This is a genomic window from Streptomyces sp. MAR4 CNX-425, assembly GCF_048656465.1.
Lineage (GTDB): Bacteria > Actinomycetota > Actinomycetes > Streptomycetales > Streptomycetaceae > Streptomyces.
In genome coordinates this window covers 312,021-336,043 of the sequence record NZ_JBMDLF010000005.1, presented here as the reverse complement: position 1 = coordinate 336,043, position 24,023 = coordinate 312,021, and the positions used below count along the sequence as shown (strand labels likewise).

Genomic DNA, 24,023 nt, shown 5'->3' with positions numbered 1-24,023 from the left:
GCAGTGAGCCCGCCCCGAGCCCGCCGGGGTCCTGCCAGGCCCGGCGGGCTCACCGTCCATGGTGCGCCCCCGCGCACGGCGGCACGGTGCGGCAAAAGCCCCCTGCGGCCAGGCCTTTAGTCCATAAAACGTGGGTACAAGTCCCAGCGCGGATAGAATCGTGCGACTGCGCCTGGGGAGAGAGCGGGAAACGGGCGTGTGCCGCACAGGGGAGGCATCGACGCACGTGGACTACAAGAAGATAGCGCTGGCGGTCCTCGGGCTCTTCGCGATCTACTCCATCATCAGCTCCCCCTCGCAGTCGGCTGACGTCATGCAGACCGTCTTCGAGGGGATCTCGGACCTGGCGAAGGGCATCGGCGACGTCATGTCGGATCTGCTGGACGACGCCTCGTCATCGGAGTGACGGCGGGGTGACGCGGGCGGCCGCGCGCCGGGGGGGCGTTCCGCCGCGGTTCGCCACCCGGGTGATCGCCGACCACGCGATCGGCCCCGTACCCCCGTACGCCCTCAGCGCTCCCGCCTGGCCGAACGGCTCCCGCGCGGGGGCCGCGGGGGCGGCCAACTGGCTGCCAACACGGCAAATTACGGTGCTTGCACAGAGTGCGCATCTCTTGTGATGCTATGACCGCTTTTCCGGATTTGCCGGGTCGTGCTGCGCGCCGCCGGGCGCCGGGCGCCGGTCGTACGTCACGTGGTCGCGAAGGGGTGGTGGTGTGGTGCAGCCGTTGTCCGCGCGTACCGCCCCGCCCGCCGCGGAGCGGGCGGCCGGGCCGGAGCACGCGGCCAGGGCCAAGGCCGAGCCCGAGCGGGAACCCGAGATCGAGACCGAGGCGGAGGTGGAGACGGACGCCGGGGAGCCGCGCAAACCCGACTCCCGCGCCCTCACCCGCGCCCTCTTCGAGCAGCTCACCGCCCTCGACCCCGGCACCCCCGAGCACACCCGCGTCCGCACCGCGCTCATCGAGGCCAACCTGCCCCTCGTCCGCTACGCCGCCGCCCGCTTCCGCAGCCGCAACGAGCCCATGGAGGACGTCCTCCAGGTCGGCACCATCGGCCTCATCCACGCCATCGACCGCTTCGACCCGGCCCGCGGCGTGCAGTTCCCGACCTTCGCCATGCCCACCGTGGTCGGCGAGATCAAACGTTACTTCAGGGACAACGTCCGCACCGTCCACGTCCCCCGCCGGCTGCACGAGCTGTGGGCCCAGGTCAGCGGCGCCACCGAGGACCTGACCGTACGCCACGGCCGCGCGCCCACCACCGCCGAGATCGCCGCGCACCTGCGGGTCGCGGAGGACGAGGTGCGCGCCTGCCGCGAGGCGGGCCGCTCGTACTACGCCACCTCCCTGGAGGCCGCCCAGGAGGGCGACGGCATGCCCGGGCTGCTGGACCGGCTCGGGTACGAGGACCCGGCGCTGGCCGGCGTCGAGCACCGCGACCTCGTACGCCACCTCCTCGTCCAACTGCCGGAGCGCGAGCAGCGCATCCTCATGCTGCGCTACTACCGCAACATGACCCAGTCGCAGATCAGCGCGGAGCTCGGGCTGTCCCAGATGCACGTGTCGCGGCTGCTGTCGCGCAGCTTCGCGCGACTGCGATCCGCAAACCGGATCGATTCCTAACCGGATCGGGTAGGACGCTTCGAGGCCGTCCCTGACGCGCAGGCTCCGTATCTGCGCGTATATGTCGACTTGGCGCTACAGCGCGTTGCCGACTTGTGACATTCTGCTGGAACCGTGTTTGGCGCGCCCCGGCAGCCGGTATGGAGTCGAAGGCTGCTTCTCTCAGCGGTCCGGTGGAAGCCGAGGCTTCTTCCGGTTCAATGGGAGGGGCGGCCAGGAACCGTCCGCGACCTCAAGGGGGTGGCATGTCCGCAGAACTGGGCAGCTCGCAGATGCTCACCGAAGTCGCGCCGCTCGGCGCACAAGCGGCGTTCCCCGACGCCCCGGGCACGGCCCGGGGCCCGGGCCGCACCCCGGACCCGACCCCCGACCCGGCCCTCGACGCGGCTCTCGACCCGGCCGACGCGGCGCCCGACGGCCGGGCCGCCGCGGGCCCCGTACCGCCCTCCGCGGACGCGGCCGACCCGGGCGACAGCGGCCCCGCGGCCGTCCCGGTCCCCGCCGCCGCCCTCGCCGCGGCCGTCCCGGCCCCCGCCGGCCCGCTGGACGACGAGGTCGCGGACCCCGACGCCCCGGACCCCGACGCCGCCGCCGACCCCGGCGCCGCCGCGCCCGACGCCGTCTCGTCCGGCAGCATCGACACCCGCACCCTCTCCCGCGCCCTCTTCCTCCGCCTCGCCGAGCTGCCCCCCGGGGACAGCCCCGAGCGGACGTACGTGCGCGACACCCTGATCGAGCTGAACCTCCCCCTCGTGCGCTACGCCGCCGCCCGCTTCCGCAGCCGCAACGAGCCCATGGAGGACATCGTCCAGGTCGGCACGATCGGCCTGATCAAGGCGATCGACCGGTTCGACTGCCGCCGCGGCACCGAGTTCCCGACCTTCGCCATGCCCACGGTCATCGGCGAGATCAAGCGCTACTTCCGCGACACCAGCTGGTCCGTGCGCGTCCCGCGCCGCCTCCAGGAGCTGCGCCTGGCGCTCACCAAGGCCAGCGACGACCTCGCGCAGCGGCTCGACCGCTCCCCGACCGTGCCGGAACTCGCCCAGTACCTCGGGGTGTCCGACGAGGACGTGGTCGACGGCCTCGCCGTCGGCAACGCGTACACGGCCAGCTCCCTCGACTCCCCCGCCCCGGAGGAGGACGGCGGCGAGGGCTCGCTCGCGGACCGCCTGGGGTACGAGGACACGGCGCTGGAGGGCGTGGAGTACCGCGAGTCGCTGAAGCCCCTGCTGGCCCAACTCCCGGCGCGGGAGCGGCGGATCATCATGCTCCGGTTCTTCGGGAACATGACGCAGTCGCAGATCGGCGACGAGGTGGGCATCTCGCAGATGCACGTGTCCCGGCTGCTGACGCGCACGCTGGCGCAGCTGCGGGCAGGGCTGATCGCGGACTGACGACGGGGGCCGGCGCGGGGCCGGCCCCGGTTCGTAACGGACGTACGGCGTGCGCGCCAGGCGTAGACGCCGGATACGCCGTGTCTAGAGAAGTGCGGGCGGCGCTGCGAAACCGCGGCGGATCCGCCCCCGGCGCGCGCGGCTCAGCCGACCGCGAGCCACACCACCCCCGCCAGCACCGCCGCCGCGACGACGATCCCGACGATCAGCCCGATACGCGGCCCCGCACCCGCCGCCGACGCCGCCGGCTGCTGCGGCCGCCCCGCCTGCGGGCCGCCACCCTCGTCCACGAAGGCGCGGAACATCTGCGTGCTCCCGGCCGGGTCGTTGTGGGGATCGGGCTGTTGACCTTGCGGATTGTGAGCCATGGGGCAGGACCCTAGCGAACGCCCCGGACGCCTGTCAGCAGGGGGAACCCCGCCTTCCGGACCGCGACGGCCGTCGATTGCCTTCGGCAACCATTCGACATACAGTTGCTTAGTGCAACAAACTAAAGCCGCGCCTTCCGGCATGACCCACCGGCAGATACTTGAGGCCATCTCCGGCCTCCTGCTCGGCATGTTCGTGGCCATCCTCTCCTCGACCATCGTCACCAACGCGCTGCCCCGCATCATCGCGGACCTCGGCGGCACGCAGAGCGCGTACAGCTGGGTCGTCACCGCCGCCCTGCTCGCGATGACCGCCTCCACCCCCCTCTGGGGCAAGCTCGCCGACCTCGCCAGCAAGAAGCTGCTGGTCCAGATCGCCCTCGTGATCTACGTCGCCGGATCGGTCGTCGCCGGCCTCAGCCAGACCACCGGCATGCTCATCGCCTGCCGCGTCGTCCAGGGCATCGGCGTCGGCGGCCTCAGCGCGCTCGCGCAGATCATCCTCGCCGCGCTGATCTCCCCCCGCGAACGCGGCCGCTACAGCGGCTACCTCGGCGCCACCTTCGCCGTCGCCACCGTCGGCGGCCCGGTCCTCGGCGGCGTCATCACCGACACGAGCTGGCTGGGCTGGCGCTGGTGCTTCTACGTGGGCGTGCCGTTCGCCGTCCTCGCGCTCGTCGTCCTCCAGAAGACCCTGCGGCTGCCGGTCGTACGCCGCCAGGTCTCCCTCGACTGGCGCGGCGCGATGCTCATGAGCGCCTCCGTCTCGCTGCTGCTGATCTGGGTGACGCTGGCCGGCGAGTCGTACGCCTGGCTGTCCTGGCAGACCTACCTGATGACCGGCGGCGCGCTGGCGCTCGGCGCGGCGTTCGTCTGGGTCGAGACCTGGGTGCCGGAGCCGGTGCTCCCGCTGCGCCTCTTCCGCAACCGCACCGTCACGCTCGCCTCCCTCGCCTCCCTCTTCGTCGGCATCGCGATGTTCGGCGCGACCGTCTTCCTCAGCCAGTACTTCCAGCTCGCGCGCGGCGAGAGCCCGACCACGTCCGGCCTGCTGACCATCCCCATGATCATGGGCATCTTCCTCGCCTCCACGATCTCCGGCCGCGTCATCACCCGCACCGGCCGCTGGAAGATCTGGCTGGTCACCGGCGGACTGCTCCTCACCACCGGGCTCACCCTCCTCGGCACCATGCGCTACGACACCCCCTACTGGCACATCGCCCTCTTCATGGCCGCACTCGGCACGGGCGTCGGCATGATGATGCAGAACCTCGTCCTCTGCACCCAGAACCAGGTCGACCCCGCCGACCTCGGCGCCGCCAGCTCGGCCGTGACCTTCTTCCGCTCACTCGGCGGCGCGATCGGCGTCTCCGCCCTCGGCGCCGCCCTCGGCGGCCGCGTCTCCGGCTACCTGCGCGACGGCTTCACCGACCTCGGCATCCCCCCGGCACGCACCGCGGCCGAGGCGGGCGGCGGCTCGTCGATCCCCGACCTCGCCCAGCTGCCCCCGCCGGTGCGGACGGTGGTGGAGAGCGCGTACGGGCACGGGCTCGCGGACATCTTCCTGTACGCGGCACCGGCCGCGCTGCTGGCCTTCGCGACGGTGGCGGGCATCAAGGAGGTGGCGCTGCGGACGCGCAGCGGCCTGCAACAGGCCGGCCCGCCGGACGGCGGCGGCGCCCCGCGCCAGGAGCAGCCGACGACGAAAGCCCGCGCCTAGCCGCTCACGCGGGGCTGATCGTGGGCCGCACCTGCTCCGCGACCCGGTCGCGCATGGCGGCCATGCCGGCGAGGACGCACTCCAGGGCGAAGTTGAAGTCGCGATCACGCTGCTCCTGCCCCCCGGGCAGCACGACGGGCGCGACCGGCACGGGGTCGACCGGCACCTCCGGCACCGGTGCGGCCGTGGGGCCGCCGCCGCCCGCGGCCGGCGGCACCACGTCCTCGGGGTGCTCCCGCAGCGTCTCCACGAACCTCCGGTAGCACTCCTCCTCCGGCACCCCGGCCGCCCGGCACAGCTCCGCCCAGCGCAGGCCGGCGCCCCCGAACCCGTACGAGAACGGAAACAGCAGCGACAACCCGCCCGTCAGACACTCCTCCGGCAACCCCGCCCGCCGCATCGCCCGCTGCGCGGCGGCGACGCACGCCATGGCGCGCGGCCCGACATTCGGATACTCCCCGGCGAGGCGGGACACCCAGGGGTGCGCGGCAAGGACGCGCCGGTGCCCGTGCGCGAGCTGCCGCAGCTGCGCGGCCCAGTCGCCGCCGTCGTCACCGGGGAGGTCCAGCTCGGCGTACGCGCGGTCCAGGGCCAGCTCCAGAAGCTCGTCCTTGGTATCGACGTACCAGTACACCGACATCGCCGTCACCCCCAGCTCGGCCGCGAGCCGGCGCATCGACAGCCGCCCCAGCCCCTCCGCGTCGAGCAACCGCACGGTGGCCGCGACCACCTTCCCCAGATCCAGCCCACCCGCCTCACCCGCACCACCCCCGGCCACCCGGCGGTCCGCCCGCCCGGTGAACCAGACACTCACCCGGGCACGGCGGGCCTTGCGGCGGACGGACGCCATCGTGCGCCTCCCAGCGGTGCTGTCGCCTCGTGACACTCGGCCTGCGAACCGAAACGGCCCGTACACCGATGCTATGCCCGCTCCACCCCACCCCCTCCCCTCCACCGCCCCTACCCCCTCCACCGCCCCCATCCCTCCACCCACCCCCGGCAAGCCCCCACCACCCCGACAAGCCCTTTGCCCCGGCGCCCCGGTGACCGGTACGGTGGGTCCGATTGGCAGCGGCCCCGCCGCCTGTGCCATCATCTGCACACACCTGCTTGACCGGCAGGTGTGCGGGAGGCGTCGCCTAGTCTGGTCTATGGCGCCGCACTGCTAATGCGGTTTGGGGTTTACCCCCCATCGAGGGTTCAAATCCCTCCGCCTCCGCCACCCGACCAGCGAGCCCGCCCGCACCCGCGGCGCGGGCTCTCTGCGTCGCCCGCCGAGGCTGCCGGGCAGGTCGGAGGGGGTGCGGGAATCGGATTTCACCTGGCGCGGGGGGTCATGTAAGGTAGTTCCCGCAACGCAGCAGGGCCCTTAATGCCCGAAAGCGGGCGCTCGTAGCTTAACGGATAGAGCATCTGACTACGGATCAGAAGGTTGCAGGTTCGAATCCTGCCGAGCGCGCAGGTAGAAGCCCCGCAGACAACATCTGCGGGGCTTTCCTCATGCCCGTACAGCAGCGAAGCACAGCAACACCGTCAGCCGACCCGCCCAAGCCGTCCGACACCTGCCCACACCGCTTCCCCACCCGCCTCGACGTGGACCGCCATCGCCACCGCGATCTGCGAGCGCCGGAGGATCCGCCGCGCCACCTTCGGGTGGACCTTGAGGGAGGCCAGGAGCGAGCTGCCCGTGTGCCGGGCGTCCGCAGCGGGATAACGCGAAGGCTGGCACGACGAGCGCGAAGGGCGAACGTGCGGGTGAGGTTCCCGGGCTCAATGGGGGTGCGCCGTACGTCGCGGACGTGCCCTGATCACGATGCCGACGCGCGAAGCGGTCGGACGCCAGCCGCCGCACAGGCGGCCGAGGCCGAACGAAGACGCCCTTCCCGTGCTCAGCCGAGATCAGCCCCTCACTCTGGAGAACCCCGATCGAGTTGCGAACGGTCATTCGCGAGACACCGAAGTGCTCGACAAGCTCCGCCTCGGACGGCAGCCTGGAGCCCTCCTTAAAGCGGCCCCTGTCGATGGCTTCCCGGAGCTGGTCGGCGACCTACCGGAAGACGGCACGGTCGCTGGTGGGGTCGACAGCCCCGAGAACACCGGACGGAACGGGCACCAGGCGCGTACCCCTCTGCATTTCGAGACGAGAGGCTGAGTGCTGTTACTACGGTGGAGAGCCTAGCCAGCCGAGGGGACCGAGGACCGTGAGTACCGCAGAGCGCCCCCACTCCGTGAGCGTCGCCGGAGTCATCGTCGACGACGAGGGCCGCGCCCTGCTCATCCAGCGCCGCGACAACGGCCAGTGGGAGCCGCCCGGCGGAGTCCTTGAGCCCGGGGAGACGATCCTCGAAGCGCTTCAGCGCGAGGTCCTGGAGGAGACGGGCATCAAAATCGCTCTCCCCGTCGCCCTCACCGGCGTGTACAAAAACATGATGGGCCTGATCGTCTCGCTCGTCTTCCGCTGCAAGGCCATCGACGGCACACCGACCACCGGCGACGAAACCTACGCCCTCCGCTGGGCCACCCGCGCAGAGGTCACCGAACTCGCCGACGAGGCTTACGCAATCCGCGTCCTGGACGCACTCGACGCCGCATCCCCGCCGGCCGTGCGCGCGCATGACGGCGTGAGACTCGTCTAGCTCGAACCCACGCCCCATGGCGGCCACCAGCATAAAAGAACTTGTACGGACGAGTACACGAGCGGAGGTCGAATCTGGGAACTCACCTGCCCGGGTCTTCCCGAAGAGGTCGGCCGTGTCCGCCGCTGGACGAGAGACGTACTCGGCGACAGCACGTGCGCGGAAGAGGCCGCACTGATTGTGAGCGAGCTCAGCACGAACGCCCTCCTGCACTCCGCGAGCGGAACAGCGAGCAGGAGCATGCGCATCTCGCTCTTCCACAGATCGGGATCGGTCGTGCTGGCAGTCACCGACGTCGGCGGCGGCCGGACGAAACCCCATGCAGTAGCTGCGGCAGAAGGAGACGCCCACGGCCGCGGACTCACTCTCGTCTCGGCGCTCGGCCGACGCATGGAGGTAAGCACAGACGACGAGGGCTACACGGTCACGGTCGAACTGGACCCCGGCACGACAGAGCCGGAGCCGGCCGCCAGCTTGCGACCCACCGCGCGGGAGCGGCTCCGATGAACCATCAAACTCCCCCAGAGCCACGCCGGTTTCACTGCGAGTGCCACGTCAACGAGCGCCGGTTAGGCACCTTCGACGCATAGAGCACAGGCGAGGCACTGCGCTGGTTCAAGGCGGCGCTGATGATGATCGCGATCAACATGGACGAGGAGCCCTACTGCCAGGCCCGCGACTGGATCGACCACGACCAGGACGAGGCGACCCGCGACCTGTCGGAGGGCCAGGCCCACACGCTCATGCTGAAGCAGGGCACGACGCACGCGACTTGGACAGTCACACCAGTGCCCTACCTCCCACCACCGGACCTGGCAGACACCAGCATGTGAGCCCCATGCGTAACGACTTTCTCTACGACTTCAAGGCGGCTCGCTACCGCTCGCCGCGCGGTCCGGCTCCCCGGGCCGCCGCTCCTGTCTCCGCCCCGTTCCGGCCCAGTCCACCGGCCCGCGCTACAGAGGGCGAGCGCACTCGGGAGAAACGACTCATGGCCGGGTCCGGTCGGCTCCGCGGCTTTAGGCAGCCACCATGGGGCGGGGCCCTAAGATCATGGGGCCACATCGGTCCATTGCGGGGCAGGCCAGGTGCCAGCCCGATCGCCGGTCAGCTTAAGGCCCCATGATCTCCCACCCCATGACAGCTCCCGCCCAAAGCCGCTCCACCGACCTAAGTAATCGCCGCAGCCTTAGAATTCGATCTGCGCGAAAATATAGGAAACGAAATCTCCACTCTTCGCGCTTTTCTCCATAGAACCCGGCTTCACCTTGGCATATTCGCTATAATGTTCCCTAAGTTCACCCAAGACGCTATTGAGATCCAAACTGCTGAAATCTGTCTGCGCTGCAGCCAATTCACGGAGCTCCGTCGGAGCATAAATGCGCTTGCCAAGCAGCCTGGTCGCAGCCACCATGGATAGGTGAAAACGGAGATTCGTACGCTCGCTCGCCGAAGTCTGCTGATGAGTGGTAAGCAAAAATAGGTCGATTTCCTTTTGCCGCTGAGCCACCCAGAGGTAGATAGGCAGATCAATCTTCTTCGAAAAAATACGAGAATATTCGTCGTTTCGCTTCAAGAGGCTCGACGGCCGAGCCCGGGAGTTATGCGGTTGACTCAATCCCATAGCCATGACCGATTGCGCGAGGAGAGGAATTCCCACGATTCGTTCAGCACTTTTACCAATATTGCGATAGTAGTTCTTGCGACGGTCGTAAAACCAACCGTTGGCCAGGAAGTATGCCTCGATCTCACGCTGAATCTCGTCAGTTGCCCTCAGCGAGGCGGCTGGCACAGCCGTCTGCCGATTAGTTGCTCTGATAACCCGATCCCTCTCTCCGGGATCTTCTGTTACGAGAATTCGGACCAGGACGGAGCGGGAGAAGGCAGGGTGGTGCTGTTGCAGATCAGTCAGGGCCCTGTAGATCGTATGTGAAGTCTGAAGACCATTTACGATCTGTACATCATCGAGGATATAGGTCTTACTCACAATGGAAGTCTTGGAGCAAATAATTGTCACTCCGTTATTCAGCCACCAAAATTCGGCGCCATTTTCGTCTAGTAGGGACTCTCGGATCTCCTGGTTTACTTCGACATCACCTTGATAGTCTCTGACATTCCAGTCGAAAATATGGCGCCGGAGCAATCCCGCGTCATCGCTCAGGAAGCCCAGATAATCCTTTAGCGTTACCAAAGCTACGTGACTGGTCCCACTCGTGGCATTCTCCAAGTAAGTCAGCTTCAAGGTATATGAAGGAACGCGACTGGCGGCCGCCCAGAGCTCTGCAGCGCCGAGAAATTCCGCGTACCCAACGGCATTAGGAACAAGACCAGTAAATTGACTTTCGAGCTGCTTAGCCTTGGCTTCGACTTTGGCGTTAATTTCGCTCTTCTTGCCACGCGTTACGTACGAAAAACGCACTTCGACGCTAGGGTGTCGAATTGCCAGCTTCTGCAGCGCTCGCCTGAAAATAGCGACTCTATCGACCACTGCATTGGAATACAAAAGCTTGAGGTCGTCTTCAGGTTCGCCCAAATTGAGTAGTCGGGAAGCCGAGGAAGATACCAGATCGATTGCAGTCTCAGTAAACGAGTCTTCCTGCTTGGCCTGCACAAGCCAGAGAAGGAGCCGTGTACCTACCGCAATACTCGATGGTGAGAATTCAGCGTCAAATACATCGCTATCTTCCTCAAGAAGAGAGCTGCCAAGGAAGACATATACGCCGTCAATCGCGCCGTCGTTCCCGCCTCCCACAACACCGGTGACCACCTCATCTGCAGACAAGTCAAAATCTCGCAAGGCTTGCTCACATGCAAAAATCTCGAATGCCTCATCTGCCGGCAGAGGAGTAGCGCGCTCTGCCTGTCGCTGCTGCATGATCTGGTCCAACAGCACGAGCTCATTACTTGGCACAGGACTACCTGCCTCACCGTCGGTCCTTGAGAACTGGGACTCAAGGGTAGGGCAAAGCTACTTCCATACGGTCCAGTTGGGCATTTTTCTCCCGTCCGGATCATCACTCGCGGAGCTACCCGGCAACGGAGAAGCCCGCTTCGTCCCGTTGGCCAACTGCAGGGGAAGACCAACCGACAAGCGAACGCCCTCCCGGGACAGCACAACTAGGGCCGTGCGCACGTGATCAGTTGTGGCTGGACAGCAGCGGAGTACAGTAGCCACAGCAGCCGACTCCACCCCGCAGCACCCTTCGGCCCATCCATGGTGACCTGTGTGGCCTCTCTTGACCGATCTGGCTGGAGCTACGGATCAGAAGGTTGCAGGTTCGAATCCTGCCGAGCGCGCAGGTAGAAGCCCCGCAGACGACATCTGCGGGGCTTTTCGCATGCCCGTACAGCGGCGAAGCACGGCAACACCGTCAGCCGAACCGCCCAAGCCGTCCGACACCTGCCCGATCACGACCCGTACCGCTTTCCCACCGGCCCCGCCACCTTCGGGTACACCTTGAGAGGGACAAGGAGCGAGCTGCACGTGTGCCGGGCGTTCCGCAGCGGGATGACGCGAAGGCCGGCGCACCGAGCCCGGAGGGCGAACATGCGAGTGGGGCCCCAGGCTGGGTGTGCCGTACCTGGTCGTAAGGATGCGCCCGTGGCTGCCCCACCAAAACTCTCCGCCCGCCTTCGGGTCGCCGACCTGCTGGACGTGGCGCATCCACAGCGCCTTAACGCACAGCGCGGGCAGAGGCGGGAAGCCGTCCGAGTCCTCCGTTCCCGTGCAGCCGAGATCAGCCCCTCGCTCTGGAGAGCCCCGATCGAGTTGCAACTCCGCTCGGCAAGCCATGCGGAGGTCGGTCTGGCGGCCGGGCGATGGGGACGGTGACCACAGGATCGGTCGGCACACCGATCGCCCTCGGCGGGCAGGTCGACCACCACGACAAGGCCCGCGCCGACGCCGCGATCAACGTGCGTGGCGGCGGCGTGGAACTCGTCGATCCACAGACCTGGAATCCGATCACCGGGAAGTAATGATCACGGAATCGCGCGAAATCCCTCCGGATTTAGAGACTATCTGATGCGCCATGGGATTTTCGCACACTTCGTAACACCGTAGTCTCGCGCAGCTTGTTCCATCTTCTTCTGGACGTCTACAGTCTTTCCTCTTTCCTCGGCAAAATGCATGGCTAGGAGTGTCGCGGACACGTTCCCGTAACCCTTCACCAGGGTGTGATGGAAACTGCTGAGGGACGTGGTGAACTCGCCCCATGCGGTCACGAATTCGGCGTGCAGCTTCCCATCACCCGGCGTGTCAAGCTCCGAGAATTCTTCCCTGGCCCGCATAGCAAGGGTGTGCTGAGCGTCAATCTTGCGGGCTATCTCAAATTGCATCGCATCGTCCCTCGCTATGGGAGAAATCTCTTTCACCTCCTTCCTCACGCTGGAACAAGAACTCTCGATCTTCTCCTGAGTGGATTCGCTGGAGCCGCATGCTGCAAGTAGCAGACCACAACAGGCGGCCAAGGGCACGGATAAGCGACTGCACCGTCGGATGCGCATGAGTGAATGGACCTCCAGTTGTCTCGACTCTTCCGGAATGCCCGTTCTAACAGATCGTGCCGGGGAGGGGGCCCCAACGGTTGTTCGCGGGACATCGCTCCCGCGCCGGAGGCACACGGCAGGCCCCCCGTTCGCGCCCAGACTCACGATCCCGACGGCTACTAACTGTGATCGCCCAGGCCCGCAGGACATGACAGATCCGCTCCAGCACTCAACGTCCACCACGACGACTTTCCGGGGAGCTGGAGATGTCCCTGGCCGCCTTTCTCGCCGTCTGCCTCCGCGGTCGTGCCGTGGGCTGGTGCATAGGCTGCCGCTTCGACCCATGCGAGTCGCACGCCTGGATCGAAGCCGACAACCGGCCGGTCGGCGAACCCGAGCCCCCCGACCGCCCGTTTCACCTCACCCTCCGCGTCTGATACGAGGACCCGCCGATGCCCGACACCAGCCCGACACCAGATGCCCTCGATCGCGCAACCGACGCCGTGCCGGCCGCGATCTTCCACGGCGCCGGCGGTCAGGCCGTACGCCCCTGCACCCCTGCTTCCGTCACCCGTCGCCACGTGCGCATGCTCGACGTACGTCCCGGCATGAACGTCCTGGAGATCGGCACCGGTTCCGGCTACTCCGCCGCTCTCCTGGCCCACCTCGTCGGCTCCTCCGGCAGCGTCACCACCGTCGAGATCGACACCCGCCTCGCCCGCCGTGCCAAGCAGCTCTACGCCGCACACGCCTTCCCCGTGGACGTCGTCGTCGGCGACGGCCTCGTCGGCCGCCCGGGGGACGGTCCGTACGACCGGATGTTCGTCGGGACCACTCCGCCGGACGTCCCCGGCGCCTGGCTGCGGCAACTGGCTCCTGACGGAGTGCTGATCACCGGTGTCCGCGTCGGCGACCTGCCCGGGGCCTACGCCGTTGCCCGCATCACCGTCGATGCTCACCGCAGGCCAGCCCACGTCGGGATCCACCACGGCGGCTACACCCCTATGTCCGCACCCGGGGCGACCGCTCCTCTCACCCAGGCAACCGGTTCCGGGAAGCCCCCGTGTGCGATCGCCCTTCTCGGAGCCCGCTCCGGGGCCAGCGCCGCCGCGCTTCTCGCCGCACTGGACGGCAAGCCCCACGTCGAGCCCACCACGGCCCCCGGCGGCTCGTGGCTGCCGCGCCCGAGGGCCTTCTCGAAGCCACCCTCGCCGACGGTGCCGGCATCGGTCTCGGCACCTTCGACAACGGCAGACCGCATGCCGCACTCGTCACCGACCGACTCCTGATCACCGACGAGCCGGGCCCTCGTCCGCCGATGGCGGGCCGGGGGCGCTCCGCGCACGCACGAACTCCACGCCGAACTGGAGCGCGCAGGGGACTCCTGGCGGGTTCGCGTCACCGAGGGGTGACCGCCGCCCCCTGCGGGGGGTCAGGTGGTGAGGAAGGTGAGGGCGGACTGGAGGGCTTTTTTGAGGTCTTTTGGGCCGCAGGCTACTTGCAGGTGGCGGCCGTCCGCGGACGTGTGGAGCCAGGAGCCGTCGGGGCCTTCCTCCGACTCGGGGGGCAGGGTGGCGCCTTCCTTGCTGGTGCCGGGGAGGTCGACCTTGATGAGCCAGCCGGGGTTGTCCAGGGTGTGGATCTTCACCCCGTATTCGTGTTCCCAGTCGCCGTCGCACTGTTCTGCGTACCAGGCGGCCAGTGCGCCGAGTGGGTCAGGGGTTTCCACCGGGGGTTATCTCCCAGGGTTCGGCCGGCCGGGCGGAGCCGTCCGGCATGTTGATGTGGGGTGTGGGGATGACCTGGCCCGTCTTCTTGTCGAAGTGGGGCTGGCCCTGCATGTCGGCGCGTTTCACCATCTCCCACGGTGCCGGGTTCTTGGGGTTGGTCTGCGGGGCCCACTCCGCGTAGTGAACCACGCGGCCGGTTGAGGCGTCGCGCCGGAAGGTGGTGTGGGGGCCGGTTGCGTCGGGGTCCGGGCGGAGGCCCTTTTTGCGGCCCTTTCCGCCGCCGGCCGGGGGGCTGTGGGCGGCGAGGCCGAGGGGGTCGGTCAAGGTGGTGGGGTTGTGGGGGTACGTGTACGGGTTGGGGGCGGGGGTCAGGCCCAGGGGGTCGAGGGTGGTGTAGCGGCCGGTGGCGGGGTCGTAGTGGCGGAGGACGTTGTAGTGCCAGCCGGTTTCGGCGTCCGCGTACTGGCCGGGGAAGCGGAGGGGCATCTCGTGGATGTCGCCGTCCGTGGTGAGGGGCAGGCCCCAGAGCGTTGAGCGTTGGCGCCAGGCGGTCGTGCCGTCCTCGTCGACGAGTTCGGTGGGGGTGCCGACGAGGTCGGTGACGATGGCGTAGAACTCGCGGTCGATCGCGTCCTGGCCCGGTGTGTGGCGGGTCTGGGTGAGCGGCTGGACTGCGCGGTGGGTCCAGGTCAGGACGACCGGGGCCGCGGATTCGCCGCCCGTGGTGGCCTGTTCGACGAGGGTGGATCCGTCCCAGGTGAAGTCGGTACGTTCCGCGGCCGCGCCCGTGGTGTCGAGGCGTTCCTTCGCCACGCGGCGGCCGAGGCCGTCGTAGCTGTAGCGCCAGGTGGTGCCGTCGGGGGTGACGACGTGGGTGAGGCGGCTTTCGGCGTCCCAGGTGTAGCGCCACGTCTCGGGTTTCTTCGACAGCCGGCGGCGCTGCCGCAGGACGACGCGGCCGGCGGCGTCGTACTCGTAGCGGACGCGTCCGGCGCGGGTGAGGAGGGTGCCCTGGAATTCCCGGTCGCCCGCGGCGTCGTCGCCGGGTGTCTGCCAGTGGGCTTCGGTCTGGTTGCCGGCGGCGTCGTAGGCGTACGTCTCCTGGCCGGTGGCGGCCAGGACCCGGCCCATGATGTCGAGGTCGTACGTCGTGGGCTCCGTGCGGCCGTCGTCGAGCGCGGTGAGGTGGCCGTCGGGGCGGTAGCGGTAGGCGCGTACGGCGGCGGCCGCCCCGGCCGTGGCGCCGCCCACCGTCTGGCGGGTGAGGCGGCCGGCCGGGTCCCACTGCTGGGTGTAGGTCAGCCGGTCGCCGACCCTGCGCGCGGTCTCGCGGCCGAGGGGGTCGTGGTCGAAGGCGAGGGTGCGCCCGTCGGTGGTGAGGGTGGCGATGAGGCCGTCGGCGGTGTAGGTCCACTCGCTGTGGTGCCCGGAGGGTGTGGTGCGGGTCAGCGGCCGGTCGGCGGCGTCGTAGGTGAAGGTGAGGGTGCGGCCGTTGACGGTCTCGGTGAGGAGGTTGCCCAGCGGGTCGTAGGTGCGGGCGAGGTCGGCGCCGGGGGTGACGGCGCGGGTCACCCGGCCGAGCGCGTCGTGCTCGTAGCGGCTGACGCCCTGCTCCGAGGTGGTGGCCGTCATGCGGCCGAGGAGGTCGTAGTCGTGGGACAGCCGCTGGCCCACGGCGTTGGTGCGGGTACGTATCTGGTCGGCGGCGTCGTAGGTGTAGCGGGTGACGCGGCCGTCGAAGTCGGATTCGGAGACCAGCCGGCCCGCGTCGTCGTAGGTGTAGTCCCAGGTGCGGCCGGCCGGGTCGGTGACCTGGAGGAGGTTCAGCTCGGTGTCGCGGGTGTAGCGGTAGGTGGTGCCGTCCGGGTTGGTGGTGGAGGTGAGCTGGTCGAAGGCGCCGTACGTGTACGTGGTGGTGGCCCCGCCGGCCGCGTGGCGGGCGAGCAGGTTGCCCTCCGGGTCCCAGTCGAGGGTTTCCACCTCGCCGAGCGGGTCGGTGCGCTCCAGCAGGCGTCCCTCGACGGACCATCGGCTGCTGGTACGTGCGCCGAGCGGGTCGGTCTGGGTGGCCGGCCGGCCGAAGGGGTCCCGGGTGAGGGTGGTGGTCTCCCCGACGGGGTCGGTGACGGCGAGCGGCAGGCCGGCGGCGTCGCACCGGACCCGGGTCTGCCCGCCGGCGGGGTCGGTGACGGAGGTCAGCCCGCCGCGGGCGTCGTAGCCGAAGCGGGTGCGCCGGCCCGCGGGGTCGAGGCTGGTGACGCGGTTGCCGCGGGCGTCGTACGCGAACTCCCAGCGCGAGCCGTCGGCCTCCACCAGCTCCACCGGCAGGCGCAGCTCGTTGTAGACGGCCTCCTTGCGGCTGCCGTCGGGGAGGACCAGGGCGGCCAGGTTGCCGGTGGCGTCGTACTCGTAGCGGGTGGTGCGGCCGAGGGGGTCGATGTGGGCGCTGAGCCGCTCGTCGGGGTCGTACTCGTGCCGGACGGTACGGCCGGCCGCGTCGGTCCGCGCGGCGAGCAGGAAGCCGTCGTTGAACTCGTACACGGTGGCGTGGCCGCGGGAGTCGGTCGCCGTGGTGCGCAGGTGCTCGGGCTCGTAGCGGTAGGTGTACTCCAGGGCGCGGTCCGTTCCGGTGGAGAAGACGCAGCGGCCGGCATCGTCGTACTCGTAGCGGTACCAGGTCCCGTTGCGGTCCTCCCAGCGGGTCAGCCTGGCCTCCTCGTCGTAGGAGAAGAGCAGGGGCAGGCCGGAGGAGTTGAAGACCTTCTCCAGCAGGCCGTTGTCGTCGTAGTCGCAGGTGAGCAGCACCGGTTCGGCGGGGTCGGACAGGAGGCGGAGTGAGGTGACGCGCCCGTCGTAGACGGCGACGCCGACGCGGTAGCCGCCGGAGTGGGCGAGTTCGCGCAGCTCGCCGTCGTCGCGGTAGCGGAAGTCGAGGCGGTTGCCGTTGCGGTCGACGACGGCGGCTATCGGCAGCTCGTGCCCCGGCCGGTTCGGCACCGGGGCGAAGAGGAGCGCCCGCCCGGTCTCGGGCTGTTCGACGACGAGCGGGGTGCCCGGCCGGCCGTCCCAGGTCAGGCCCCAGCGCGGGCCGGTGACGGGGAAGACGGCGTGCTCCCCGTCCGCGAGGGGGGTGGGGTAGACGAGGGTCATCCCGTCGGCGGTGTGGAGGTGCACCGCGTCGTCGGCGAGGACCAGGCGCTGGTCCAGGGTGGACGCCCACGAGCTGCCGAAACAGCGGCCGTCGGCGTAGGTGGTGATGTGGTGCCGCTCAAGGACCAGCGGCAGCACGCCGGGCAGTTCCAGGTCGGTGGCCGAGAGGGTCATCTCCCCGGTGGCGACGTCCACGGGGTCACCGCAGGAGTTGCGCTTGAACATCTGCACGGCCTTCTGGCGGAACGTTTTGCCAAGGCCCTTCACGCCCGTGGACATGGCCTTCAGGCCGCCCTTGGCGAGCGCTTTCATGCCGCCGGCCATCTTGCCGAGCTTGGCGAGGGAGGTGATGCCCTTCATGCCGGGGATGCAGTCGAGGGCGGCGAAGGCGACGTCCCAGAGGGAGGCTTGGCCGTTCATGTACTTGTAGAGGGTGTCGGCGAGGACGACGAGGGCGGCGGCCAGCACCACCCAGGCCAGCGGCCCGCCGATGATGAGCACGACGATGCCCAGGACGGCGACGATCACCTTGCAGACGGAGACGATGGTGTCCCAGTTGTCCTTGACCCAGTCGACCGCGTTCTCCCACCACTTACGGTTCTGGATCCCCGCGTCGGAGGCGTCCTCCAGTTTGTCCTTGGCCTCAGAGGCGGCGTCCTCACGCATCTTCTTCGCGTCCGCGGCCATCTTCTTGGCCGCTTCCAGGCCGCCCTGGGCGTTGTCGACGGCCGTCTGGGCACTGGACTGAGCGGACTTGGCGTCGGTGGCGTTACGGGTCGCGGCCCGTACCTCGGAGTCGTCGGGCTTCTCCTTGCCCTCCGCCTCGTCGTACTTCTCCGTCTTCTCCGTCGCCCGCTCGACCCAGGAGTTCGCCGAGTCCAGGCGGCCGTTGGCGGCGCTCAGGTCGTTGCGGGCCTCGCGGCCCTTGGCGAGCGCCTTGTCGGCGAGGGACTGCGCACGCTCCAGCTTCGGCCAGTACGCGGCCAGCGCGTCGCCCGCGAGGTCGTACGAACGCTGAAGCTTCTTCAGGTTCTTGGGAACCTCGTCGAACTCGTCCTGGAACGCCTTCGCCGTCTTCCCCGCCCACCGCAGCAGGGCGTCCTCACCGGCCATCCCCTTGATCTGCCGCAGCGCGTCCGCGACGTCGTCGGCGAAGTCATGCAGCTCACGGGCGAGTTGCTTGACCCGGTCCGGATCCCCCGGCGTGGGATCCTCGTCCAGGTCCAGTACGTGCCAGTCCGTCGGACGACTTCCCACCGTGCTGTCCCCCATTCACTCGGTCGGCTGTGCCGCGCCGCTGCTCACATCAATTATTAAGACCACGCAAGAAGCGTGAACGACTGCTGTGTCCAGCTGTAGCAGGGTTGTGGCTTTGTGCGGTGGGCCGGGGTGTCCGATCGCCGAGGTGGCCGGGGGCCGGGGGCGGGGTCGGGCCCGGCGGCGGCGACTGGCCGGGGGTGGGGATCAGTTTGACCAGGTAGGTGGGCGTGCCGGCCAGGTGGACGCGTTGGATGTGGGTGGGGAGGAGGCCGGATCGGAGGGCCTCGGCCAGGGGGGCCGGGGTGGGGAGGAGGACGACGGCGCTGCCGGTGGGGGTGAGGACCCGGCGGAGTTCCCGCCACCAGGCGGCGGGGGACTCGGCCAGCCGGGCCCGGGGGTCGACCTGGGTGCCCCACGGGGGGTTGCACACGACGCGGTCGACCGTGGCGGAGGCCAGGGGGAGTCTTCCGGCGTCCCCCCGGTGGACGCGGATGTGGTCGGTCGCGGCCTCCTTCTTGTTGGCACGGGCGGCTTCCAGGGCGGTCCGGGCTATGTCGTAGCCGCGGTAGTGGGCCGCCTCCGGGTGCGCGAGGGCCGCCTCGATGAGCAGGGTGCCCGCGCCGCAGCAGGGGTCGAGGACCGTGTGGCCCGGGCCGATGTCCGCCAGCGTCGTCATCGCCGCCGCCAGCGGCGGGTGCAGGGTGCCCGGCACCGACCGCTGCTTGTACGGGCGGCGGTGGAGCGGGCGGGGGGTGATGCGGAGCAGCAGCGTCGCGCCGGTGCCGTCCAGGGTGAGGCGCCACGCCGCGTAGCCGGGCGGGGGCGCGCCCTCGGTGCGGCGCGGGTGGTACGGCACGCCGAGCCGGGCGGCCAGCGCGTGGCCGACCGCGTCCTCCGCGTCGTACCGGTTGAACCTCCGCCTGCCCAGCAGCGACGCCGAGACCTCCACCCCGGCGGTCCGCCCGGTGGGGTGGGGCAGGAGCGCGTCGCGGTGGCGGAGCAGCTGTTCCGGGTTCGTCCTGGTGGCGAGTCGGTGCAGGGCCGACAGAGTCGACCTTCCGGTTCCGGTTCCGGTTTCGCGGTCCGCGGCGGCCAGCAGGAACACGTCGTCCGCCGTACGGAGCTCCGTCACCCCCGGGTCGTACGGGCGCCACGCCCGGAAGCGCACGGTGCGGTGTCCGACGGCGGTGACGCCGCCCAGTTCGAGTTGCAGGATCTCGGCGGCCAGCTGCGGTTCCAGACCGCGCGCGCACCGAGCGACGAAATGTGCGTCGTCGCGCATGATTGCTCTTCTTCTCCCACGCCAAGGCCCGGGACGGCGCCACGCCGCCCCGCCTCGTCGGCGACGGGGGATCCTCGCCTCGCCGACGGCGCCTAGCGCAGGTGGAAGAAGTACATGCCGCCGATCTTACGGGAGCCGCCGCGCCGCGGTGCGATGCTGTTCCGCATGGCCGACACCGATCCCAAGGCGGACCTCCAGCTCTCCTTGCAGGCCGCCCGCGACGCGCTGCTGTGGAAGCTCGACGGGCTGTCCGAGTACGAGGTACGGCGGCCGCTGACGCCGACCGCCACGAACCTGCTCGGCCTCGTCAAACACCTGATCGGCTGCGAGACCCGCTACCTCGGCGACGCCTTCGGACGGCCCTTCGCCGAACCGCTGCCCTGGCTGGAGGGGCCCGCCGCCGCCGAACCCAACGCCGACATGTGGGCCACGGCCGACGAGTCCCGCGAGGACATCGTCCGGCTCTACGGGCGCGCCTGCGCGCACTCCGACGCCACCGTCGCGGCGTTCGCGCTGGACGACCTCGGGCACGTACCGCACTGGCCGGAGGGGCGCGCCGAGGTGTCGCTGCACCGGGCGCTCGTCCACCTGCACGCCGAGACCCACCGGCACGCCGGGCACGCGGACATCGTCCGGGAACTCGTCGACGGGGCCGCCGGCCTGCGGCCCGGCAGCAACAGGCTGGCGCCCGGGGACCGGGGCTGGTGGGAGGCCTACCGGCGGCGGGTCGAGGACGCCGCCCGGGAGGCCCAGGGGAGGGAGTAGGGCCACCGCCCGCGGCGGCGGGCTCCCGCGCGCGGCGCTCCGCGCGTTCGCCACCGGCGATTTCTGCCATCAGCAGACCGCGCGCCCCTTCCCTCCGCCCGCCGCCCTCCTACGCTGAGACCGTGACCAACGACGCGCCCCACCACCAGGCCCGTATCCTCCCCCTGCGCCCGCCCGCGCCCGCGGACGGTGACGGGCGCGAGCCCCTGTGGCGCCAGGTCGTCGGGGGCGTGCTGCGGCGGGAGCGGCTGGCCCAGGAGCGTACGTTGAAGGACGTCGCCGACGCCGCGCGCATCTCCATGCCGTACCTCTCCGAGGTCGAGCGCGGCCTCAAGGAGGCGTCGTCCGAGGTCCTCGGCGCCGCCGCGCAGGCGCTCGGGCTGCGCCTCGCCGACCTGCTCGTGCTCGTCCACGGCGAGATCGTCCGCCTCTCCGCCGTACGCGACGGCGAGCAGGCCGCCGCCGAGCGCCGCCGCCGCGCCGCCGGCAGCCTGACCTCCACGGTCTCGTCCGTCACCGAGCTGCCCTCCGCCCGCCCCGGGCCCGGGACCCGCTCCCGGCCGGGGGCCTCCTCCCGGCCCGGGGACGTACGGCTCGCCGCCTGACCCGAACCGGGGGCGGGCCGGCCGCGCCGCGCCGCGCACGGCACGGCAGACGGCGGGGCCGCCGTCCCCCGCCCCGCCGTCCGCCGCCCCGGCCCGTGTCCCGGCCGGAGGTCCCGCCGGTTACAGGTGGCGCTTGCTGATCACCTGGTCCGCCAGCCCGTACGCCACCGCCTCCTGCGCCGTGAAGACCTTGTCCCGGTCCGTGTCCGCGCGCAGCGTCGCGACCTCGTGGCCCGTGTGCCGCGACAGCACCTCCTCCATCTGCGTCCGGATCCGCAGGATCTCCTTCGCCTCCAGGCTCAGGTCCGACACCGTCCCGCGCCGCACGCCGCTCGCCGGCTGCCCCAGCAGCACGCGCGCGTGCTCCAGCACGAAGCGGCGCCCCTTCTCCCCGCCGGCCAGCAGCACCGCCGCCGTCGACGCCGCCTGGCCGACGCAGTACGTGGAGATGGGCGCGCCGACGAACGTCATCGTGTCGTAGATCGCCATCAGCGAGGTGTACGAGCCGCCGGGCGAGTTGATGTAGACGGAGATCTCGCTGCCGGGGCTCGCCGACTCCAGGTGGAGGAGCTGGGCGATGACGACGTTCGCGACGCCGTCGTCGATCTCCGTACCGAGGAAGATGATCCGCTCCGAGAGCAGCCGGCTGTAGATGTCGTACGCGCGCTCGCCGTGCGCGGTGCGCTCGACGACGTTCGGAATCGTGTACTGGCTCATCGTCACAGCCCCATCCGTCGCTTCGAACCGGCCGGGCGCACGTCGGCGAGCGACTCGACGACATGGTCGACCATCCCGTACTCCTTCGCCTGCTCCGCCGTGAACCACCGGTCGCGGTCGCCGTCGCGCGAGATGGTCTCCTGGTCCTGGCCGGTGTGCTGGGCGAGGAGGCGCTCCATGAGCGTCTTGCTGTATTCGAGGTTGTCCGCCTGGATCTCGATGTCGGCGGCGCTGCCGCCGATGCCCGCGGAGGGCTGGTGCATCATGATCCGCGCGTGCGGCAGCGCGAAGCGCTTGCCCTGCGTGCCGACGGTGAGCAGGAACTGCCCCATGCTGGCGGCGAAGCCCATGGCGAGCGTGGCTACGTCGTTGGGGATGAGCCGCATCGTGTCGTAGATGGCGAGACCGGCGTGGACGGAGCCGCCCGGGCTGTTGACGTAGAGCGCGATGTCGGTGCGCGGGTCCTCGGCGGAGAGGAGGAGGAGCTGCGCGCAGACGCGGTTCGCGGAGGCGTCGGTGACCTCGGTGCCGAGGAAGACGATGCGCTGGCCGAGGAGCTGGGCGGACAGGTGGTCGTCGAACCGCGACGGGGCGGCCTCGCCCTCCTCGGCGCGGGGAGCCAGGTCCGGGCCGGCGGCCCGGAAGGCCGCGTGGGTTCCGGTTCCGATTCCGGTTCCGGGTCCGGTGCGGGGTGGTGATGTCATCGTGCCTCCCTCGTGGATGTGCGTTGCCTCCACGGTCGGTGGGAAGGCGGCGCGGGGGGAGGGTTCTTGGCCGGGGGCAGATTCGCCCTGGGCAGAGCTACGCCGTCGCCCCCGCCTCCCGGCCGTACAGCCACACCACCGCCGCCGTCACCACCGCCAGCGCCCCCAGCGCCGCCAGCCCCGGCACGTGCTCCACGGCCGGGCCCGCCGCCAGGCACACCGCCCCGCCCGCCGCCGGCACCGCCGGTGCCCGGCCGCCCGTCGTACGCCACCGGATCGCCGCCGCGCCCAGCAGGAACAGCCCGGCGCCGCCCGCCAGCGCCCACGCGCCGACGCCGTGCAGCGGCTCGGAGAGGTCGTAGTGCCCGGTGTCGGCGATCTGGTGCAGCAGTTCCTTCACGCCCAGCGCGGAGACCACCACGCCGCCGACCAGCGGCAGGTGGAGGAAGGTGTACACGTCGCGCGCCAGCCGCGTCCGCCCGTCGTCCACGGCCCGGGTCAGCTCCTCCTCCGCCGGCTCCGCGACCCGGTGGAAGTACAGCCGCCACAGGGCCGCCGAGACCAGCAGCCCGACGACCGAGGCGGCCAGCACGCCGTACGTCGTCGAGTAGCCCCGTACCGCCACGCCGATGGCGATGATCGACTCGCCCAGCGCGATCATCACGATCAGCCCGTGCCGCTCGGCGAAGTGCCCCGGCGCGGCGACGCGCCAGCCGGAGCCGCCGGTGGCGTAGATGGCGGCGTAGTCGATGAGGACCGCGGCGAGCCAGATGAGGATCTGTGCCCAGCCGGTGAAGAAACTGCCGACGACCAGCAGCAGGAACGGCGGCGCGACGGACGTCAGCGCGGTGGTGCGGATGGTGCTGCGCAGCCGGTCGTCGCCGGGGTGTGCCATCCAGTACGCGACGAGGTGCAGGACGCGCAGCGCGCCGTAGCCGAGGACGAAGATCAGCGGGGCGTTGACGTCGCCGTCCCCGCCGGCGAAGACCTCCGGCACGGTCAGGGACACGACGAGCACCGCCGCCATCGCGGTCAGCAGGACGCCGAGGAGGGGGCCGGTGTCGGCGCGTACGACGTTGCCGAGCCAGGCGAAGCAGCACCAGCACCACCACAGCAGCGCGAGCACCACGCAGCCGCCGAGCAGCCGCATGGGGGTGGGGTCGGCGGCGAGGAGCACGGTGACCTGCGTGAAGGCGTAGACGAAGACGAGGTCGAAGAACAGCTCGGCGGGCGTGACGCGGTGGTCGGCGCCGGTGGTGACGAGGCGGCGGCGCGGGGTGCTTCGGGCGTCGCCGCGGCGCGGGCCGCCGCGGCCGGCGGGATGGGTCTTTCCGGTGTCATTCGTCGCGTCGCGTTCTGTCGTCATGCCGCCCCGTCCCCCCACATTCGGCCACGTGTTCGTCGCGTAGCCTGCCGCACGTGCCGGTCAGGCGCACGACCTGTGCCCGGCCGCGGCCGGGGCCCCACCACGTACCCCCTACCGCCGCGGACCGCACGATACCCGGCCCGCCCGGACGCCGCCCCGCGGAGTTGTGGCGGGGGCGTGACGATTCTCATCCGCCGTCCCCCGGGCAAC

At 70.1% G+C, this 24,023-nt stretch carries 22 protein-coding genes, 2 tRNA genes and 1 pseudogene; 14 read left to right on the top strand and 11 right to left on the bottom strand.

Going from position 1 to position 24,023, the window contains the following annotated elements:
• Positions 1 to 226: 226 nt before the first annotated feature.
• From ACHZ99_RS17070 to ACHZ99_RS17060, 3 genes are all read left to right on the top strand, one after another.
• Complete coding sequence (locus tag ACHZ99_RS17070; protein ID WP_420305453.1) at positions 227 to 406, top strand: hypothetical protein; 180 nt, start codon at positions 227 to 229, stop codon at positions 404 to 406.
• Between the two features lie 415 nt (positions 407 to 821).
• Entirely contained in the window at positions 822 to 1,625 is an 804-nt protein-coding gene (locus ACHZ99_RS17065; protein ID WP_420305674.1) for an RNA polymerase sigma factor SigF, read from the top strand.
• A 245-nt stretch (positions 1,626 to 1,870) separates the two neighbouring features.
• Positions 1,871 to 3,022 carry an RNA polymerase sigma factor SigF gene (locus ACHZ99_RS17060; RefSeq protein WP_420305452.1) on the top strand — a complete coding sequence of 384 codons (1,152 nt, stop codon included), beginning with the start codon at positions 1,871 to 1,873 and terminating at the stop codon, positions 3,020 to 3,022.
• A 143-nt stretch (positions 3,023 to 3,165) separates the two neighbouring features.
• On the opposite strand, the gene ACHZ99_RS17055 is transcribed toward ACHZ99_RS17060, so the two are convergent.
• Positions 3,166 to 3,390, bottom strand: a complete 225-nt coding sequence (locus ACHZ99_RS17055; protein ID WP_420305451.1) for a hypothetical protein — start codon at positions 3,388 to 3,390, stop codon at positions 3,166 to 3,168.
• A 142-nt stretch (positions 3,391 to 3,532) separates the two neighbouring features.
• Here ACHZ99_RS17055 and ACHZ99_RS17050 point away from each other — a divergent pair, with 142 nt between their 5' ends.
• Positions 3,533 to 5,110, top strand: coding sequence for an MDR family MFS transporter (locus ACHZ99_RS17050; protein ID WP_420305450.1), 1,578 nt, complete (start codon positions 3,533 to 3,535; stop codon positions 5,108 to 5,110).
• Positions 5,111 to 5,114: 4 nt separating this feature from the next.
• On the opposite strand, the gene ACHZ99_RS17045 is transcribed toward ACHZ99_RS17050, so the two are convergent.
• Positions 5,115 to 5,960, bottom strand: coding sequence for a TetR/AcrR family transcriptional regulator (locus ACHZ99_RS17045; protein WP_420305449.1), 846 nt, complete (start codon positions 5,958 to 5,960; stop codon positions 5,115 to 5,117).
• Positions 5,961 to 6,238: 278 nt separating this feature from the next.
• Here ACHZ99_RS17045 and ACHZ99_RS17040 point away from each other — a divergent pair.
• Positions 6,239 to 6,332: transfer RNA gene (locus tag ACHZ99_RS17040), tRNA-Ser, on the top strand.
• A gap of 164 nt (positions 6,333 to 6,496) precedes the next feature.
• Positions 6,497 to 6,569: transfer RNA gene (locus ACHZ99_RS17035), tRNA-Arg, on the top strand.
• 333 nt (positions 6,570 to 6,902) lie between these two features.
• Here the strand turns inward: ACHZ99_RS17035 and ACHZ99_RS17030 are convergent.
• A pseudogene (locus ACHZ99_RS17030) lies at positions 6,903 to 7,226 on the bottom strand (GntR family transcriptional regulator); the annotation flags it as partial.
• Between the two features lie 112 nt (positions 7,227 to 7,338).
• Here ACHZ99_RS17030 and ACHZ99_RS17025 point away from each other — a divergent pair.
• The 3 genes from ACHZ99_RS17025 to ACHZ99_RS17015 all read left to right on the top strand — a co-directional run bounded on the left by ACHZ99_RS17025 (position 7,339) and on the right by ACHZ99_RS17015 (position 8,579).
• Entirely contained in the window at positions 7,339 to 7,746 is a 408-nt protein-coding gene (locus ACHZ99_RS17025) for an NUDIX hydrolase (protein ID WP_420305673.1), read from the top strand.
• Positions 7,747 to 7,818: 72 nt separating this feature from the next.
• On the top strand, positions 7,819 to 8,253 hold the full coding sequence (locus tag ACHZ99_RS17020; protein WP_420305672.1) for an ATP-binding protein: 435 nt from the start codon (positions 7,819 to 7,821) through the stop codon (positions 8,251 to 8,253).
• 122 nt (positions 8,254 to 8,375) lie between these two features.
• Positions 8,376 to 8,579, top strand: coding sequence for a hypothetical protein (locus tag ACHZ99_RS17015; protein WP_420305448.1), 204 nt, complete (start codon positions 8,376 to 8,378; stop codon positions 8,577 to 8,579).
• A 356-nt stretch (positions 8,580 to 8,935) separates the two neighbouring features.
• On the opposite strand, the gene ACHZ99_RS17010 is transcribed toward ACHZ99_RS17015, so the two are convergent.
• Positions 8,936 to 10,633 (bottom strand): AIPR family protein, encoded by a 1,698-nt coding sequence (locus ACHZ99_RS17010; protein WP_420305447.1) that lies wholly within the window; start codon positions 10,631 to 10,633, stop codon positions 8,936 to 8,938.
• A gap of 941 nt (positions 10,634 to 11,574) precedes the next feature.
• Between ACHZ99_RS17010 and ACHZ99_RS17005 the strand changes: the two genes are divergently transcribed.
• Positions 11,575 to 11,724: a hypothetical protein gene (locus ACHZ99_RS17005; protein WP_420305446.1), complete on the top strand. Its 150-nt coding sequence runs from the start codon at positions 11,575 to 11,577 to the stop codon at positions 11,722 to 11,724.
• Between the two features lie 39 nt (positions 11,725 to 11,763).
• On the opposite strand, the gene ACHZ99_RS17000 is transcribed toward ACHZ99_RS17005, so the two are convergent.
• Positions 11,764 to 12,132: a hypothetical protein gene (locus tag ACHZ99_RS17000; protein ID WP_420305445.1), complete on the bottom strand. Its 369-nt coding sequence runs from the start codon at positions 12,130 to 12,132 to the stop codon at positions 11,764 to 11,766.
• Between the two features lie 368 nt (positions 12,133 to 12,500).
• Between ACHZ99_RS17000 and ACHZ99_RS16995 the strand changes: the two genes are divergently transcribed.
• Both ACHZ99_RS16995 and ACHZ99_RS16990 read left to right on the top strand, forming a co-directional pair.
• Positions 12,501 to 12,671: a lasso peptide biosynthesis B2 protein gene (locus ACHZ99_RS16995; RefSeq protein WP_420305444.1), complete on the top strand. Its 171-nt coding sequence runs from the start codon at positions 12,501 to 12,503 to the stop codon at positions 12,669 to 12,671.
• A 15-nt stretch (positions 12,672 to 12,686) separates the two neighbouring features.
• On the top strand, positions 12,687 to 13,523 hold the full coding sequence (locus tag ACHZ99_RS16990) for a protein-L-isoaspartate O-methyltransferase family protein (protein WP_420305443.1): 837 nt from the start codon (positions 12,687 to 12,689) through the stop codon (positions 13,521 to 13,523).
• Between the two features lie 143 nt (positions 13,524 to 13,666).
• Here the strand turns inward: ACHZ99_RS16990 and ACHZ99_RS16985 are convergent, their stop codons facing one another.
• From ACHZ99_RS16985 to ACHZ99_RS16975, 3 genes are read right to left on the bottom strand one after another with little or no spacing between them, the layout of a single operon-like run.
• The gene (locus ACHZ99_RS16985; RefSeq protein ID WP_420305442.1) at positions 13,667 to 13,963 is read right to left on the bottom strand and encodes an Imm53 family immunity protein; all 297 of its coding nucleotides are present in this window, start codon (positions 13,961 to 13,963) and stop codon (positions 13,667 to 13,669) included.
• Positions 13,950 to 18,371, bottom strand: coding sequence for a DUF6531 domain-containing protein (locus ACHZ99_RS16980; protein WP_420305441.1), 4,422 nt, complete (start codon positions 18,369 to 18,371; stop codon positions 13,950 to 13,952). The genes ACHZ99_RS16985 and ACHZ99_RS16980 overlap by 14 nt, the downstream gene beginning before the upstream one ends.
• A 49-nt stretch (positions 18,372 to 18,420) precedes the next feature.
• Positions 18,421 to 19,656, bottom strand: coding sequence for a methyltransferase domain-containing protein (locus ACHZ99_RS16975; protein WP_420305440.1), 1,236 nt, complete (start codon positions 19,654 to 19,656; stop codon positions 18,421 to 18,423).
• Between the two features lie 165 nt (positions 19,657 to 19,821).
• Here ACHZ99_RS16975 and ACHZ99_RS16970 point away from each other — a divergent pair, with 165 nt between their 5' ends.
• Entirely contained in the window at positions 19,822 to 20,421 is a 600-nt protein-coding gene (locus ACHZ99_RS16970; protein WP_420305439.1) for a DinB family protein, read from the top strand.
• 122 nt (positions 20,422 to 20,543) lie between these two features.
• Positions 20,544 to 21,026 (top strand): helix-turn-helix domain-containing protein, encoded by a 483-nt coding sequence (locus ACHZ99_RS16965; protein WP_420305438.1) that lies wholly within the window; start codon positions 20,544 to 20,546, stop codon positions 21,024 to 21,026.
• A gap of 120 nt (positions 21,027 to 21,146) precedes the next feature.
• Here the strand turns inward: ACHZ99_RS16965 and ACHZ99_RS16960 are convergent, their stop codons facing one another.
• The 3 genes from ACHZ99_RS16960 to ACHZ99_RS16950 all read right to left on the bottom strand — a co-directional run bounded on the left by ACHZ99_RS16960 (position 21,147) and on the right by ACHZ99_RS16950 (position 23,813).
• Complete coding sequence (locus tag ACHZ99_RS16960; protein WP_420305671.1) at positions 21,147 to 21,743, bottom strand: ClpP family protease; 597 nt, start codon at positions 21,741 to 21,743, stop codon at positions 21,147 to 21,149.
• Between the two features lie 2 nt (positions 21,744 to 21,745).
• A complete protein-coding gene (locus ACHZ99_RS16955) occupies positions 21,746 to 22,447 on the bottom strand; it encodes a ClpP family protease (protein WP_420305437.1) in 702 nt (233 codons plus the stop codon).
• A 97-nt stretch (positions 22,448 to 22,544) separates the two neighbouring features.
• Positions 22,545 to 23,813, bottom strand: coding sequence for a low temperature requirement protein A (locus ACHZ99_RS16950; RefSeq protein WP_420305436.1), 1,269 nt, complete (start codon positions 23,811 to 23,813; stop codon positions 22,545 to 22,547).
• Between the last annotated feature and the right edge of the window lie 210 nt (positions 23,814 to 24,023).

What these genes read in the sequence shown, in the direction of transcription:
- ACHZ99_RS16995 (WP_420305444.1), top strand. Translation starts at nt 12,501, where the DNA reads ATGTCCCTGGCCGCCTTTCTCGCCGTCTGCCTCCGCGGTCGTGCCGTG.
- ACHZ99_RS16960 (WP_420305671.1), bottom strand. Translation starts at nt 21,743, where the DNA reads ATGAGCCAGTACACGATTCCGAACGTCGTCGAGCGCACCGCGCACGGC.
- ACHZ99_RS16970 (WP_420305439.1), top strand. Translation starts at nt 19,822, where the DNA reads ATGGCCGACACCGATCCCAAGGCGGACCTCCAGCTCTCCTTGCAGGCC.
- ACHZ99_RS16990 (WP_420305443.1), top strand. Translation starts at nt 12,687, where the DNA reads ATGCCCGACACCAGCCCGACACCAGATGCCCTCGATCGCGCAACCGAC.
- ACHZ99_RS17045 (WP_420305449.1), bottom strand. Translation starts at nt 5,960, where the DNA reads ATGGCGTCCGTCCGCCGCAAGGCCCGCCGTGCCCGGGTGAGTGTCTGG.
- ACHZ99_RS17060 (WP_420305452.1), top strand. Translation starts at nt 1,871, where the DNA reads ATGTCCGCAGAACTGGGCAGCTCGCAGATGCTCACCGAAGTCGCGCCG.
- ACHZ99_RS16950 (WP_420305436.1), bottom strand. Translation starts at nt 23,813, where the DNA reads ATGACGACAGAACGCGACGCGACGAATGACACCGGAAAGACCCATCCC.
- ACHZ99_RS16975 (WP_420305440.1), bottom strand. Translation starts at nt 19,656, where the DNA reads ATGCGCGACGACGCACATTTCGTCGCTCGGTGCGCGCGCGGTCTGGAA.
- ACHZ99_RS17055 (WP_420305451.1), bottom strand. Translation starts at nt 3,390, where the DNA reads ATGGCTCACAATCCGCAAGGTCAACAGCCCGATCCCCACAACGACCCG.
- ACHZ99_RS16955 (WP_420305437.1), bottom strand. Translation starts at nt 22,447, where the DNA reads ATGACATCACCACCCCGCACCGGACCCGGAACCGGAATCGGAACCGGA.
- ACHZ99_RS17015 (WP_420305448.1), top strand. Translation starts at nt 8,376, where the DNA reads ATGATGATCGCGATCAACATGGACGAGGAGCCCTACTGCCAGGCCCGC.
- ACHZ99_RS17050 (WP_420305450.1), top strand. Translation starts at nt 3,533, where the DNA reads ATGACCCACCGGCAGATACTTGAGGCCATCTCCGGCCTCCTGCTCGGC.